Source organism: Neptunitalea chrysea, from assembly GCF_027924145.1.
GTDB lineage: Bacteria > Bacteroidota > Bacteroidia > Flavobacteriales > Flavobacteriaceae > Neptunitalea > Neptunitalea chrysea.
Genome location: NZ_BRVP01000009.1, coordinates 92,902 through 106,444, shown reverse-complemented (window position 1 = coordinate 106,444; position 13,543 = coordinate 92,902). Strand labels below are relative to the sequence as shown.

Annotated in this window: 9 protein-coding genes; 2 read left to right on the top strand and 7 right to left on the bottom strand. The window is 36.4% G+C overall.

Annotation, left to right across the window (positions count from 1 at the left end; all coding sequences use genetic code 11):
* Positions 1–104: 104 nt before the first annotated feature.
* From NBRC110019_RS08120 to NBRC110019_RS08090, 7 genes are all read right to left on the bottom strand, one after another.
* Positions 105–1,874 carry an alkaline phosphatase gene (locus NBRC110019_RS08120; protein WP_281753892.1) on the bottom strand — a complete coding sequence of 590 codons (1,770 nt, stop codon included), beginning with the start codon at positions 1,872–1,874 and terminating at the stop codon, positions 105–107.
* Entirely contained in the window at positions 1,864–3,009 is a 1,146-nt protein-coding gene (locus tag NBRC110019_RS08115; protein WP_281753890.1) for an alkaline phosphatase, read from the bottom strand. The genes NBRC110019_RS08120 and NBRC110019_RS08115 overlap by 11 nt, the downstream gene beginning before the upstream one ends.
* A 79-nt stretch (positions 3,010–3,088) precedes the next feature.
* Positions 3,089–4,792, bottom strand: a complete 1,704-nt coding sequence (locus NBRC110019_RS08110) for a RagB/SusD family nutrient uptake outer membrane protein (protein ID WP_281753889.1) — start codon at positions 4,790–4,792, stop codon at positions 3,089–3,091.
* Positions 4,793–4,813: 21 nt separating this feature from the next.
* Positions 4,814–8,053 carry a SusC/RagA family TonB-linked outer membrane protein gene (locus tag NBRC110019_RS08105; RefSeq protein ID WP_281753888.1) on the bottom strand — a complete coding sequence of 1,080 codons (3,240 nt, stop codon included), beginning with the start codon at positions 8,051–8,053 and terminating at the stop codon, positions 4,814–4,816.
* Between the two features lie 95 nt (positions 8,054–8,148).
* Positions 8,149–9,081 carry a FecR family protein gene (locus tag NBRC110019_RS08100; protein WP_281753886.1) on the bottom strand — a complete coding sequence of 311 codons (933 nt, stop codon included), beginning with the start codon at positions 9,079–9,081 and terminating at the stop codon, positions 8,149–8,151.
* Between the two features lie 147 nt (positions 9,082–9,228).
* Positions 9,229–9,801 carry an RNA polymerase sigma-70 factor gene (locus NBRC110019_RS08095; protein WP_281753885.1) on the bottom strand — a complete coding sequence of 191 codons (573 nt, stop codon included), beginning with the start codon at positions 9,799–9,801 and terminating at the stop codon, positions 9,229–9,231.
* A 343-nt stretch (positions 9,802–10,144) separates the two neighbouring features.
* Positions 10,145–10,834, bottom strand: a complete 690-nt coding sequence (locus tag NBRC110019_RS08090) for a hypothetical protein (protein ID WP_281753884.1) — start codon at positions 10,832–10,834, stop codon at positions 10,145–10,147.
* 746 nt (positions 10,835–11,580) lie between these two features.
* Here NBRC110019_RS08090 and hemW point away from each other — a divergent pair.
* Both hemW and NBRC110019_RS08080 read left to right on the top strand, forming a co-directional pair.
* The gene (gene hemW / locus NBRC110019_RS08085; RefSeq protein WP_281753883.1) at positions 11,581–12,738 is read left to right on the top strand and encodes a radical SAM family heme chaperone HemW; all 1,158 of its coding nucleotides are present in this window, start codon (positions 11,581–11,583) and stop codon (positions 12,736–12,738) included.
* Positions 12,738–13,484, top strand: coding sequence for a cyclase family protein (locus NBRC110019_RS08080; RefSeq protein ID WP_281753881.1), 747 nt, complete (start codon positions 12,738–12,740; stop codon positions 13,482–13,484). The genes hemW and NBRC110019_RS08080 overlap by 1 nt, the downstream gene beginning before the upstream one ends.
* The last annotated feature ends 59 nt before the right edge of the window (positions 13,485–13,543 follow it).

Here is a 13,543-nt window from a genome sequence, read left to right as displayed (position 1 = left end):
GAGAAAGAAAAAAAGCGCGGCTTTTACAGCCGCGCTTTACGTAATTCAACTAAAAACACAAAAAAGCAATCCTGCTTATATTTTAGAATAAACTCTATGAAAAGTTATTCTGTTATTTCAACTATTTTTTTAAAAATTTCGGTGTTCTCATACACCCCTCTAAATATGGCCGCTTGTGGTCCGTAGGCAAATAAAGGTACCATCACCGCCGTATGATCGTGGGTTAAGAAACCTCCTTTAAAACCACCGTTATCGGTACCCTGCATAATCCCAAAACCAGATGTTTCATGATCGGCAGTAATAATAACCAACGTATTTTTATTCGCATCTGCTACTTTTAATACCTCCGCAATGGTTTGGTCAAAATCCAGCATTTCGTCTACAATACCTTTTACATTATTGGTATGTCCGTTACTATCAATTTTAGCCCCCTCAATCATCATAAAATAGGGTTTGTCCTGCGTTTCTAAGGTTTCTAAAACCTTTTTTACATGCATTGGGAAAATAGTCCCTCTTTCAAACGCTGCTGCTAGTCCTTTTTCAGACAAATACATGCTCGTTTTATCGGTAACCGAGTTAAAATGGGCTACATCTTTTAACGTATATGCTTCAGCAATCGCCTCCTGATCCTCTGCCCCTGCCGCTACAAAAAAGCGTACATTACTCTGGGTTAAGTCTTTTAAAATAGCTTTACTATCATCACGTTCTTGTACGTGTGCATAAAACGCAGACGGCGTAGCGCCGGTAATTCTATCGGTAGTAGCAAGTCCACAGATATACCCTTTAGCCGACAGGTATTCTACTAACGTTTCTAATGGCTTTCCATTGGGGTCGGTACCAATTGCACGGTTATTGGTTTTTTTACCTGTTGCCATAGCGGTTCCTCCGGCAGCAGAATCGGTTACCAAATCGTCATAAGACGAGGTTTTTACTAAACCTATATCTTTTAATTGCGTAACAGTAAGATTTCCTCCGTTACTAATCATAGCCGAAGTAATCTGACTCAATCCGTTACCATCACCTATCATTAAAATAATATTCATAGGAGTAGCCGCTGCATCATAATCATAGGCAGGTGTATACACATTAATGCCCTTTTCTAACGTATAGGTTTGCTCATCCATATGCGCCAAAAACTCAGCTGCGATTCCTGGTTTATCGGTATTTATAAAATCAATTCCCATGGTAGCAAAACGGTACCAAGCGGTTTTGGTATCGGGTGCTCCCCAAAAGCGCATAGGTTTCCCCATTTTATGCACTTTGGTAATTACCGCATTCAGCTTGTCAGAATCTCCGGCAGTAATACGCCCTAATCCGTTCCAAACCGAATACTCTTTAAAGCTTTTGCTTACCAAAGCCACCTTACTCAAATCAATGGTATCTAAGTCTTCTATATTTTGATGGTCGAACCAAATAAAATTAGGGTACGCTTTGTACTCCTTTGGTGCTGGGCGATTTCCCGAAATAACGACCTTGAAATTCTTATTATTAATTAGCTCAGGATATTCTTTTAATACCTTAACCAATGCTTTTAGGGTAGCTTTCGCATCCGATTTAACATCTACCAATAGCTGTACCTTGTTTAAGTTATTCGCTTTAGCCAATTTGGCAATAGGCGTCAGATACAATGATTCTATGGTATTAGCTGCAATAATTTCATCTTCTGCATGCGTTACATATAAAGTACCTTTCTTTAAAAACACATCGGCTTCTATAGAGTTGGCTCCATTGGTATACGCTTTCCAAAACGGAAACTGCTGATGATAATCGTTGTGCGAGTGCATGCCGTACGTTGCTTGTTGCGCAAACGTATAGGTAACACCCAATACTAATAATCCTATTAGTAGTAAAAATCGGAATGTTTTATTTTTCATGAGTTGTGTTATTTAAAGCCTGCATAAATTTGTGATAGATTTCGTTATTCTCATACACTCCTCTAAAGAGTTCTTCCCCTTTGCCTTTGGCAAATACAGGAACCAATTCTGTACTGTGTTGATTGTCCTGAAAATATACTTGTATCTTATCTTTTACTTCATGTTGCTTACCATCTGCCCCCATTTCGTAGTACTTACCCAAACTAACACCCCCCGTTTCATGGTCGGCCGTAATCACAACTAACGTATTTGGGTGTTTTTCTACATAGTCTAACACCACTCCTATAGTTTTATCAAAATCTAGTACCTCTCGTATCATCATGGTATCATTTTTAGCATGACCACCCCAATCAATAAATGAGCCCTCTACCATCATAAAAAACGGTTTCTTTTTGGCATCAAAATAATCCAGTGCTTTTTTAGTAGCATCCGGCAGAAAATCACCTCTCCCTTTTAGTTTGTTAGGCAATTCGTCTTCTGCTAATAAAAAGGCATTCGATTTTTTATAGTCTACCTTTCCTAAGTCAACCGTATCTATATGGTAATTTTTGGCTATCAAAGTATCCATCAGGTTGATTCCGTCGGTACGTTTATTGAAAAACTTTTTACCACCACCTGCAAGAAAATCAATATTTGCATTGGCTAATTGCATCGCAATTTCTTCGTGCATATCTCTATCTGGTACATGCGCATAAAACGCCGCCGGAGTTGCATGTGTAATAGCAGTTAAACTAATTAACCCAGTGGCATAGCCCCTATCTTGCAGTTGCTCTAAAATAGTAGGTTTTGCAACCGTATCGGTGGTTACACCAATAGCTCTTTTATATGTTTTTTCACCAATAGAAAAAGCGGTAGCTCCGGCTGCAGAATCAGTTATTAAATAATCACTGCTCGAGGTTCTGCTTAATCCTAAGGATGTAAATTGTTTAAAATTAGGGGTTTCTTCACCAAAATAGAAAGCACTAGATACCTGCGGAACCCCCATTCCGTCACCTATCATAAAAATAACACTTAGCGGTTCTTCTTGTTCAGTATCGGTGGTAGCAGCTTCCTCTGTATTTTTTATATCAGTACATCCAATAGCAAAAGATGTCAATACACCTACTAATGCTATTTTACCAAAATTCATCATCATCAACTTATTTTAAAAAGTAATGGCAGCAAGTAAAAATGCTTACTGCCATTACTATATATTTTAAGTACTTCAATTATTATTAGTAACCAGAATTTTGCTCTAAATATCCAGGCGTGTTAGAAGCTCCGTCAACTGCACTCTGTGGAATTGGGAACAATCTATTGTATACATCCGTATCTGTTTTAGATGTCCAAGAATCCTCATAGTGACCAAAACGAATCATATCTGTACGTCTAAGTGCTTCCCAGTAAAACTCAAATCCACGCTCACGATACATGATATCTAAATCGATAGAAGACAACGCTGCAGGAATAGGAGTTCTAGCAGTTCTTGAGGTTCTTACAGTATTAACGTCTGCCAATGCACTCGCATTATCTCCGTTTCTTAAATACGCTTCAGCACGCATCATATAAATATCTGCATAACGTAACAATACTAAATCTGCCTGCCCTTTATTTCTACCAGTGTTAGAAGTACTAGAGAATTCGTATTTCTCTACACGGTATCCATCAGAGTAATCTCTATTGGTTTCAAGGTCAATTAACAACGTATGATCTACATAGCTATTATACCCATCTCTTTGCTCAATCACAGCTCCTACAAAATAAGAACCATCAGAACATAAATCAAAAGGTTGTCCGTCGTCAGCATTACGTAATCCCCACTGAACACCTCTTAAAATACCTCTGTTAATTTCAAAATCAGCTCCGTCTATACAGAAAGAATCATCGTTTGTTAAACCAGCAGGAATCTCTAGATTTTCTTTAAAGAAACGGTTATCAGCCTCTGCCGGATCTACACTTCCGTAAGCATCTACCCATGTTTGGTAGAAATCAGGAGTAATAGCCGGTCCATCTGTACCATTTGCTCCAGGATACTCTGGCAATGGGTACATACTACCAGAAAGTGACCAATATGCCCAACGGTTATGGCTACCCTCGATATCAGGACGTTGATCAACTGCAAAAATTAACTCAGCGTTATCATGATTGTCATCATTAAACAACTCAAAATACTCAGGAGAAAGTGTATACTTACCAGAATTGATTACTAGGTTACAGTAGTAAATTACATTATCCATATCTTGCGATGTAAATGAAGGCGTTCCATAAGGATCACGGTAAACCGCAGCATTCAAATACAATCTAGATAACATACCATATACAGCTGGTTGTGAAATTCTACCAGGACCTAAATCGTCACCAATTAAATCTGCTATAGCTAAAAATTCGCTTTCAATATAATCTATGGCTTCTTGTGTACGTAAAATTTCAGAAGTTTCGTCGTTACTGTCTTTCTTAAAAACAATACCCCAGTTATCTAAAAACAACATGTTGTAATAAGCTCTTAAGGCTTTCATTTCATATAAAGCAGCCTGTGCCTGAGCATCACTTTCTGCTAAAGGTTCTAATACTTCAATAGCCGTTACTGATCTTGATAATAATAAAGTTAGGTACGACCAAGTATCACCAACCACTCCATTACTCGTAGTAGTGGTATGCTTATGTAACTCTATGTATTTACCGTTATCATACCAATCTTGGTTTGCTCCACGAGGAGGTAAAATACCTTCATCAGAAGAAATTAATTGCAATCCAAAATAACGTGTATGTCTAAAAGCTTGTGGAAGCGGGCCATATGCCGGAGCTACAATACCATCAACTACATCTGCCTCTCCTGTTCCGGTTAAGGATTCATCTAAAATTTGTTCGTCTAAATCGGTACATCCACTTATAAATAATAAGTTGAACCCTAAAAACGCTATAAATATTTTCTTTATCATTTTAAAATTGATTTTCTAAGATTAAAAATTAACATCTAAGCCAAACAAGAAAGTTCGAGCCTTTGGATAACTGTAGTAATCGATTCCAAAAGATTGTACACCTCCTGTAGAATAATCGATATTAACCTCTGGATCAAAACCACTATAGTTTGTAATTACAAATAAGTTCTGACCAGTAACAGATAAACGAATACTCTTAATTACATCTTGGAATCCTAAAATTTTAGAGTCTAATGTATATCCAAGTGTAGCATTATTTAAACGTAAGTAACTACCATCTTCAAGGTAACGCGTAGAAATTTCAGAAGTATTGTTTACATTTTCGTTAGGATACTGCAATGCAAGATCTGTAGTGTTAGAAGAAATTGATAAATCTCCCACAGTGAATGATGTTAATGCTGTATTGTTGAATATTTTGTTTCCAGCAACCCCATTAAAATTCAACCCAAGATCAAACTTCTTGTAGTTCATATTAATGTAGAATGCATAGTTTACATCTGGTAAAGCTGAACCTACCGCCACACGGTCATCATCAGTACTTTCACCATCTCCGTTCACATCTCTAAAAATATTATACCCGTCATCATCTATTCCTAAGAACTCTTTCATGTAGAAAGAACCAATAGGCTGTCCGTTGATATAACCATTTACAGTAGCACCTGTTAAACCAGGTCCTTGTGCAGATCCGGTAGTAAGCACTTTAAAAGGAGAGCTTTCAACTTTGTTTTTAATAAAACTTACGTTACCTCCCACATTAATTTTAAACTTATCTGAAATAGCCTGTGTATAATCTAAAGCCAATTCAACACCACTATTCTTAATTTTCATACCCGGAATATTAGTCCAGTATGTATCGGTAGGCTGAATAGGGTCTGTTGGTGTAACTTCTAATAAGATATTATCAGATACTTTACTAAAGTAATCTACACTACCACTTAGTCTACCATCAAGAAAACCAAAGTCTAAACCAATGTTTGTTTGCGTAGTTACCTCCCACTGAATATCAGGGTTCGCAATACGTGTATAGATAGTCCCTACAGGGTAATCTCCTGTTTCGTATAACGGATACGTAACATTTTTTCCGGTAGAATCTTCAAAACTTGCTTGTGTAATTTTACTAGGAATCTCTTGATTACCCGTTTTACCCCAGCTAGCTCTTAATTTTAAGTTGTTGAAGATATCCTGACTTTTCATAAAATCTTCCTGCGTAATTCTCCAAACCATTGCTAAAGAAGGGAAGTATCCGTATTTGTTATTATCACCAAATTTAGAAGAACCATCTGCTCTAAAAGTAGCGGTAAGTAAATATCTATCGTCATAGTTATAATTCACTCTACCAAAGAAAGATTGTAACTCGTTAATAGTAGCCTCAGAAGTTGGTGTAAAAGTTTCACCAGCAGCTTCTAATTGGTAGCTTGGCTCTACCCCATTTACAGGGAAATCGCTGTAAGACCAGCTTCTTTTTACATAAAATATCTCCTGATAAGTATGTCCTGCTAAGAATGACATGCTATGCTTATTAAAAGCAACATCATAAGTAAAGTAGTTTTCTACTAAAGTGTTTCTGTTTTCAGCATAGTTAACAGTTAAATCTCCCTCTTCTAAAGGTAGTGAGTTTGGTGTGTTCTGTACGTTACGATTCGTTACCGAATAGTCTACCCCTAAGTTTAATTTATAGGTTAACCCTTTAATAATTTCAAGAGACGGAGAAATGTTTGCCAAAATACGGTTGTTACTGGTATCGTCTCCATATAAATTTTGTCTAATAAGCGGGTTAAAAGCACCATTATTAAAAGTAGTAGTAGGCTCGCCATCTGTATAAGCAGCATATGTTGGGTTCATAGTTAACATGTCTCCAACAATGGTAGTAATTAATGGTCTTTCCATTTTAGTTCTACTACCCGTTAAGTTAAAGTCTACTTTAAAACGATCGTTAAATAACTCCTGCGTTAAATTAACTCTAGCAGAATAACGTCTTAAATTACTATTTGCAAAAATACCTTCTAAATTTTCTGCATTTACAGAAGCGTAGTATTTTGTATCACTATTACCTCCACTAGCAGAGAATCCTAAGTTATGAGAAATCCCAGTTCTTGTTAATACATCTTGCCAATCGGTGTTTGCACCACCGTCATCTAATGTACCACCAATAGCCTGAACCTCAGTACGGAATTTACTTGCAGAGAAAACGTCCATTTTATTAGCCATGCTAGAAATAGAAACGCTAGAAGTAAATTGCATATTTGCTTTTCCTTCTTTTCCTTTTTTAGTGGTAATTACAATTACCCCGTTAGCTGCTCTAGCACCGTAGATAGCAGAAGCAGAAGCATCTTTTAAAACATCAATGCTTTCAATATCTTGAGGGTTAAGAAAGTTTAATGGGTTAGTTGGTACCCCATTACTAGTATTATCTAAAGCAAAACCATCTACTACATATAAAGGAGTAGACCCCGAACGTAAACTTCCCATACCACGAATGGTAATGTTTTGAGCACTTCCAGGTTCTCCACTAGCAGAGGTAACCGTAACACCCGCTACTTTACCCTGAATTAATTGCTCTGGAGAAGTCACCAATCCTTTATTTAAATCTTCTTCATTTAAAGAAGTTACCGAACCTGTTAGATCTGATTTCTTTTGGGTACCATACCCAATTACAACTACCTCATCTAATTGAGCTGCATCTGGAACAAGTGATATATCGATAGACGTTTGCCCGTTTACAGAAACATCTATGGTCTTATACCCTAAGTAAGAGATTGATAAAACAGCATCTTCACTTTGTAATGTAATTTTATACTCCCCATTAAAGTCGGTTGAAACTCCGTTAGAGGTTCCTTTTTCCATAACGGTAACTCCTGGTACAGGTACGCCCGTTTCGTCGGTTACTTTACCAGTAACCTCTAGTTGTTGTAATCTTTTAGTACTTGTAACTTTTTGAGACTCTGTTATAATTACATCATCTTCCTGAGCTATGTATGTAAAATCGGCCTTTTTAGCTAAATTGTCTAAAATGTTCTTTACCGTTTCGTTGGTATACACTGCTTTGTAAGAAGTATTGTTCTTTAAAACAAACTCACCATAGGTAAATGTAACGTGCGACTTTTTGCTGATCTCTGAAAAAATCTTGGTTAACGAAACATTTTCTAAATTAATAGTTATTTTTGTTTCCTCTATTTTGTTCGCATCAAGGGCATAAGAAGATGAAAACAATAAGAAGAAAGCAACGACACACCATATGTGCCTGTTTTTTTTCAAATTCATAATAAAAATGTAATTAAGTGTTTGTGTTATCTATTTACATGGGCGCTTTTAGGAGGTGCCTGTGGCTGCAGGCCCTCTTTTTTGTTCATTCTTTTTTAGTCTACTTTTTCAATTAAAATCATATTATTTTTTGCTGTGTTATGGGTTATTTTAACTTCGTTTAAAAGATTAATACGGTTTATAATTTTATCTAGTTCTTCTCCTCTTCTAAATCCTACAGACACCAATACGTTTTTAGCATCGTCATCTTTAAACTCATAGGTTACATCATACAGTTCTGTTAACACCTTACTAAAATCTTCCATAGATATACCGCTCAATGTTACTCGTTCATGTTGCCATAGATTATACAAACCAGCAGTTACCGGTAATTCGGTTAAACTTCCGCTTGGTACATCAAAAATTCCTTGTTCGTTTAAGACTAAGTTTACAGTATCCTTTTGGTGGTATACCTTTACCTGTCCTTCGGTTACGGTAACTTTAATATCTTGACTCCTTTGTTTTATATTAAATTGAGTACCTACCACTCTGGTTTGTAAATCGCCCGTTTTAATTATAAATGGCTTTTCAGGATTTTTAGCTACCTTAAAAAATGCTTCCCCTTTAAGCTTCACATTTCTCATTTCTGTATTAAAGTTTTCTGTATACTCTAACTGGCTATTAATATTAAGAGTTACTACAGACCCATCTGCCAGCACCAACTCTTTTGGAGCATTTCCTTTATTATATACAATGGTGTTGTTAGGTAGTGTATCGGTAAAGAAATAAGCTCCCAAACCTACTCCAACTAACACAACTACCGCTGCTGCTATACGCAACCAATAATATCCGTTGGTATTCATATGACTTTGTACACCACTAAATATTTCGGCATTTAATCGTTCTTTCGTTTGAGCATTGGTAAATACCTTTTCTTCACCAGTATGGGTAAAGTAATCCTCAAACTTTTTTATCAGTGCCGCCTCAGCATCTGTTGCCTTTCCGTCAAAATATTTCTGCAATAATTGCTTAAACTTCTTCTCTGTCATCGAGTGTCTTTTGCCTTATATACCAACAAGACATGTTTACCCCTACTCATTTTTTTCAATTAATGTTTTGGTAATATTCAAGAAGAAAATCCACCGATTTGTTTACAGTGAGTTAATAAATGAAGATTAATTTCTTTACAAAAGAGATTATATAATAGGTGTTAAAGAGAATAGTAAGGCAGCCGATTTTTTAAGTAATTTAAAGGCCTTGGTGATGTGATTTTCTACTGTGCTTTCAGAAATCCCCAACTCTTCTGCAATTTCTTTATTTTTTAGTCCGTCTATACGACTCAACTTAAATACTTCTTTGCATTTTTCGGGTAAAACTTCCATCTTTTTTTCAATCAGTTGTTTTGTCTCGTCAAGTGTAATTATATCGCTATCATCGGTTTCTAAAGCATTTTCTATGTGCAGTTCTTTTAATGCTTCTAAGTGCGACTCACTAAATTTAATGTTACGAAGTTCTTTTAATACACGAAATCGGACAGCCTTGTACAAATATGCTTTTATATTATCGTTTTGGATGTCTTTACGACGTTCCCAGAAGTCTATCCAAACATCTTGTACCATATCTTTGGCCAAAGACTCTTCTTGTAAAAGTGAAAATGCGTAATAATACAGTGGCTCCCACAATAAATTGAATAGCTTTCTAAAGGCTTTTTCATCAGAAGCCTTTACTTGCTTAACCAACGTATTAATAGCTGTAGTATCACTTGTCATTTGACAAAGGAAATAAAAATATGTTGAAGGAAATTTAAGAAAATGTAAAATGATTTGTTCGCCACTGATAATTTAACCTACAACGATTTCTCTTATTTTTAACTTCAAAAAACAACTATAAAACAACATATTACACCCTGAAACCCTAAAGTAGAAAACAAGCTTTGACATGCTCACCTATTGTGGTTTTTAGAAAAAAATCTGACTGTGAGGTCTCGCAGAAAGATGAAGCTTGACCGCTATTTTGAAGTGGCTCAATACTAGAAATTACATACTCTGAGACGTCTTTCGAAATAGGAATGCAATGCTTACTAAATGCTTTGTGAAATTGCCCCGAAGTAGTTTACTCATTTTTCTTGAGCAATGCCTTTAATCGATTTATTTTATCGATATGCGATTTTTTACCAAAATTAATGAATGCCTTTTTTTGAGTTTCATCCATTCCTTTATTAGCTATCATTGTTTCTATTAATTCATTTCCTCTTATGGTATCTCTTACCTCAATAAACATAGAAATCATTCCTAATGTATCTACACGCTTCCAATAAGCCCCTTCCTTTTCTTTAAGTAGTCGTTGTGCTTGCTTGTAGTAGGATGCTGCCTTCGCAGGCTTATTCATTACTTCCAATAACAATCCGGAATGTACATAATCTCCAAAAGTAGGGTCTCCTGTAAGCAACACCTTTTTATTAGCCGAAAGTGCCTCATTAAACTTACCAGAATTTGTATATAAGTTTACCAATAGCTTATTGGCACTAGTATAATAGGCATCTGCCGCCACAATTTGCTCACAAATAGCAATGGCTTTTGCCGTATTACCAATCATACGTGCATTAGTAGCAACCAGATATAGACTATCTGAAATTTTTTCCTGTATTGCGGTTCGTTGTGGTACAATTTTCTTAGCGGTAACCTCCTCGGGTAGCGGAATGGTATCTGTAGCAGCATGTTTTTGCTCTGAGCTTGTAGTTGTATTACAAGAAACTAAAACACCCAAGGTAACAAGTACCCATAATCTGACTATTACTTTCATATGTACAAAGGCAATTTTTAACGAGGTTAAAAGTACTAATTGTACGTTAGAAAAGATCGTTTATATCCATAAAAAAAAGCGCCATTAACCGGTAAATTAATGACGCTTTTAAAGATATTACCAACTATTACTTACTACTTGTTTTGGTACTTTACAACTGTGCTCCATATGCTTTCTAAACGTATATAGAAAGTACCTTAAATTATAGATATCAAAAATAACAATTCTATTCAAACATGGTATTTTTTAGAATACTATTTTTTAAAAATAACACTTAAATAGTTAAAAACATAAAAATAATACAAAAAAAACTTAATTCCCTTTCTTTTTCTACAACCTTGTACATAATCTTTACAATAAAGAAACTTTTTACTACATACCTACAAGTGTTTTACCCTCAATAATTTTATATTCCACTTGGTAGTTTACATAATTGTATCTATACAAGTTATCTTTTACCCATGTGATACTCGTATCTGTTCCATCCGATTACTATACTTCCAAAGTATTAGCATCTTTTCAAAAATAAAGAGAACCCTCTAACACTACCTCCTTGTACTCAGATGTATGGCTGCACCCCAATAATAGCATGCTAAGTAACGCCAAAATATAATATTTCTTCATTGCAGATTGTTTTGGTATTAAATGTAGGGTTTTTATACCGTAAAAAAATAATCCATAGCCCTTAATCAATAATTCTTAATTATAAATTCCCGTACCTTTGCCCTGTTAACCCAATAACACCTATGGCCGGTATTTATATTCATATTCCATTTTGCAAACAGGCATGTCATTATTGCGACTTCCATTTTTCTACTTCATTAAAAAAGAAAGAAGAAATGATTGCTGCTTTAAAGACTGAAATTACACTGCGCAAAACCGAATTTGAAAATAGCCCTGTAGAAACCATCTACTTTGGTGGGGGCACGCCTAGCATATTATCGGTAGCTGAAATTAACGACCTCATCCAACAGGTGTATGCGCACTACACGGTAGTTTCTAATCCTGAGATTACCTTAGAAGCAAACCCCGACGATTTAGATACGGATGTGTTTGAGCAGTACAAAGCCATTGGTATTAATAGACTAAGCATTGGAGTGCAAAGCTTTTTTGAGGAAGATTTGCAGCTAATGAACAGAGCCCACAATGCTACCGAAGCGGAAAAATGTATTAGAGAGGCTACCGTATATTTTGATAATATTACCATAGACCTCATCTACGGGATTCCGAATATGACGAACGAACGTTGGTTGCAAAATGTACAGAAGGCATTAGATTTTGGTATTCCGCATATTAGCAGTTATGCTCTTACAGTTGAACCTAAAACGGCATTAGCTAGTTTTATAGCCAAAGGCACCGTGCCCGATGTTGACGATGCCGTAGCACAAGAACACTTTTACTTATTAGTAGACACCCTAGCCAACAACGGTTTTATACATTACGAACTATCTAATTTTGGGAAACCCGACTATTTTAGCAAGAACAATACGGCTTATTGGCTGGGCAAAAAATACATAGGTATTGGTCCGTCTGCACATAGTTACAATGGTGTGCAACGTAGCTGGAATATTGCCAACAATACCAAATATATTAAGAGTTTACAGGAAGGCATACTACCTGCTGAGGTAGAAACCCTAACACTAACCGACCGTTACAATGAGGCAATAATGACCGGTCTACGTACCATTTGGGGCGTATCGGTAAATAGAGTTCAGCAGGAATTTGGCGACACCTGCCATAACTACCTTTTAGAACAAGCAGCTAAACCTGTAGAACATGGTTTATTAGCCTTAGAAACTACTCCACACGGAACCGTACTAAAAACCACCGCTAAAGGAAAGTTTTTAGCAGACGGATTGGCTTCTGATTTATTTCTGTTAAATTTGGAAGAAACAGCAGAGTAGTGAAAGTAGCTATTACACATTCCGGTAAACAGTATCAGGCAGACTTTAGCCTACCTATAGATATTTCCATTCCTTTAACAGGTACTCCTGATAATGTAAATGCTTGGTATGTACCACACCCAACCATACAACCCGTAACCGATGGTGATTTTGTTGGAAGTGTTGCCGCAGGAAGTTCTACCAACTTTAACAACATACTGTTTAATCCCCATGGGCATGGTACCCATACCGAATGTGTAGGGCATATTACCAAAGAATTTTACAATGTAAATGAGGTGTTAACCACCTACTTTTTCATAACGCAATTGGTGTCGGTGACACCAGAACCCCAAGGTGAAGATTTGGTAATTACACGTTCACAATTGGAAACCGCTTTAGAGGGCACTACCCCCGAAGCCGTTGTGATACGCACCTACCCCAACCCACAAACAAAATTACGCAAACAATACGCGCATAGCAATCCGCCATACTTATTAGAAGCCGCCGCCTTGTTTTTAAAAGAAATTGGGATAAAGCATTTACTCATTGATTTACCATCGGTAGATAAAGAAAAAGACAACGGTGCCCTGCTGGCTCACAAAGCCTTTTGGAACTATCACGGTGAGCTTAGACTAGATGCTACCATTACCGAATTTATATACGTACCCGATACCGTTGCAGACGGACCGTATTTGCTAAACCTTCAAATAGCGTCGTTTGTAAATGATGCTTCGCCTAGCAAACCGGTATTGTATGAAATATTGTAATACATTGTTAAACAATTATTTAAAACAATTAAAAAATCAACAAAACCACCTTAATGCAT

What these genes read in the sequence shown, in the direction of transcription:
- NBRC110019_RS08090 (WP_281753884.1), bottom strand. Translation starts at nt 10,834, where the DNA reads ATGAAAGTAATAGTCAGATTATGGGTACTTGTTACCTTGGGTGTTTTA.
- NBRC110019_RS08100 (WP_281753886.1), bottom strand. Translation starts at nt 9,081, where the DNA reads ATGACAGAGAAGAAGTTTAAGCAATTATTGCAGAAATATTTTGACGGA.
- NBRC110019_RS08120 (WP_281753892.1), bottom strand. Translation starts at nt 1,874, where the DNA reads ATGAAAAATAAAACATTCCGATTTTTACTACTAATAGGATTATTAGTA.
- NBRC110019_RS08110 (WP_281753889.1), bottom strand. Translation starts at nt 4,792, where the DNA reads ATGATAAAGAAAATATTTATAGCGTTTTTAGGGTTCAACTTATTATTT.
- hemW (WP_281753883.1), top strand. Translation starts at nt 11,581, where the DNA reads ATGGCCGGTATTTATATTCATATTCCATTTTGCAAACAGGCATGTCAT.
- NBRC110019_RS08115 (WP_281753890.1), bottom strand. Translation starts at nt 3,009, where the DNA reads ATGATGATGAATTTTGGTAAAATAGCATTAGTAGGTGTATTGACATCT.
- NBRC110019_RS08105 (WP_281753888.1), bottom strand. Translation starts at nt 8,053, where the DNA reads ATGAATTTGAAAAAAAACAGGCACATATGGTGTGTCGTTGCTTTCTTC.
- NBRC110019_RS08095 (WP_281753885.1), bottom strand. Translation starts at nt 9,801, where the DNA reads ATGACAAGTGATACTACAGCTATTAATACGTTGGTTAAGCAAGTAAAG.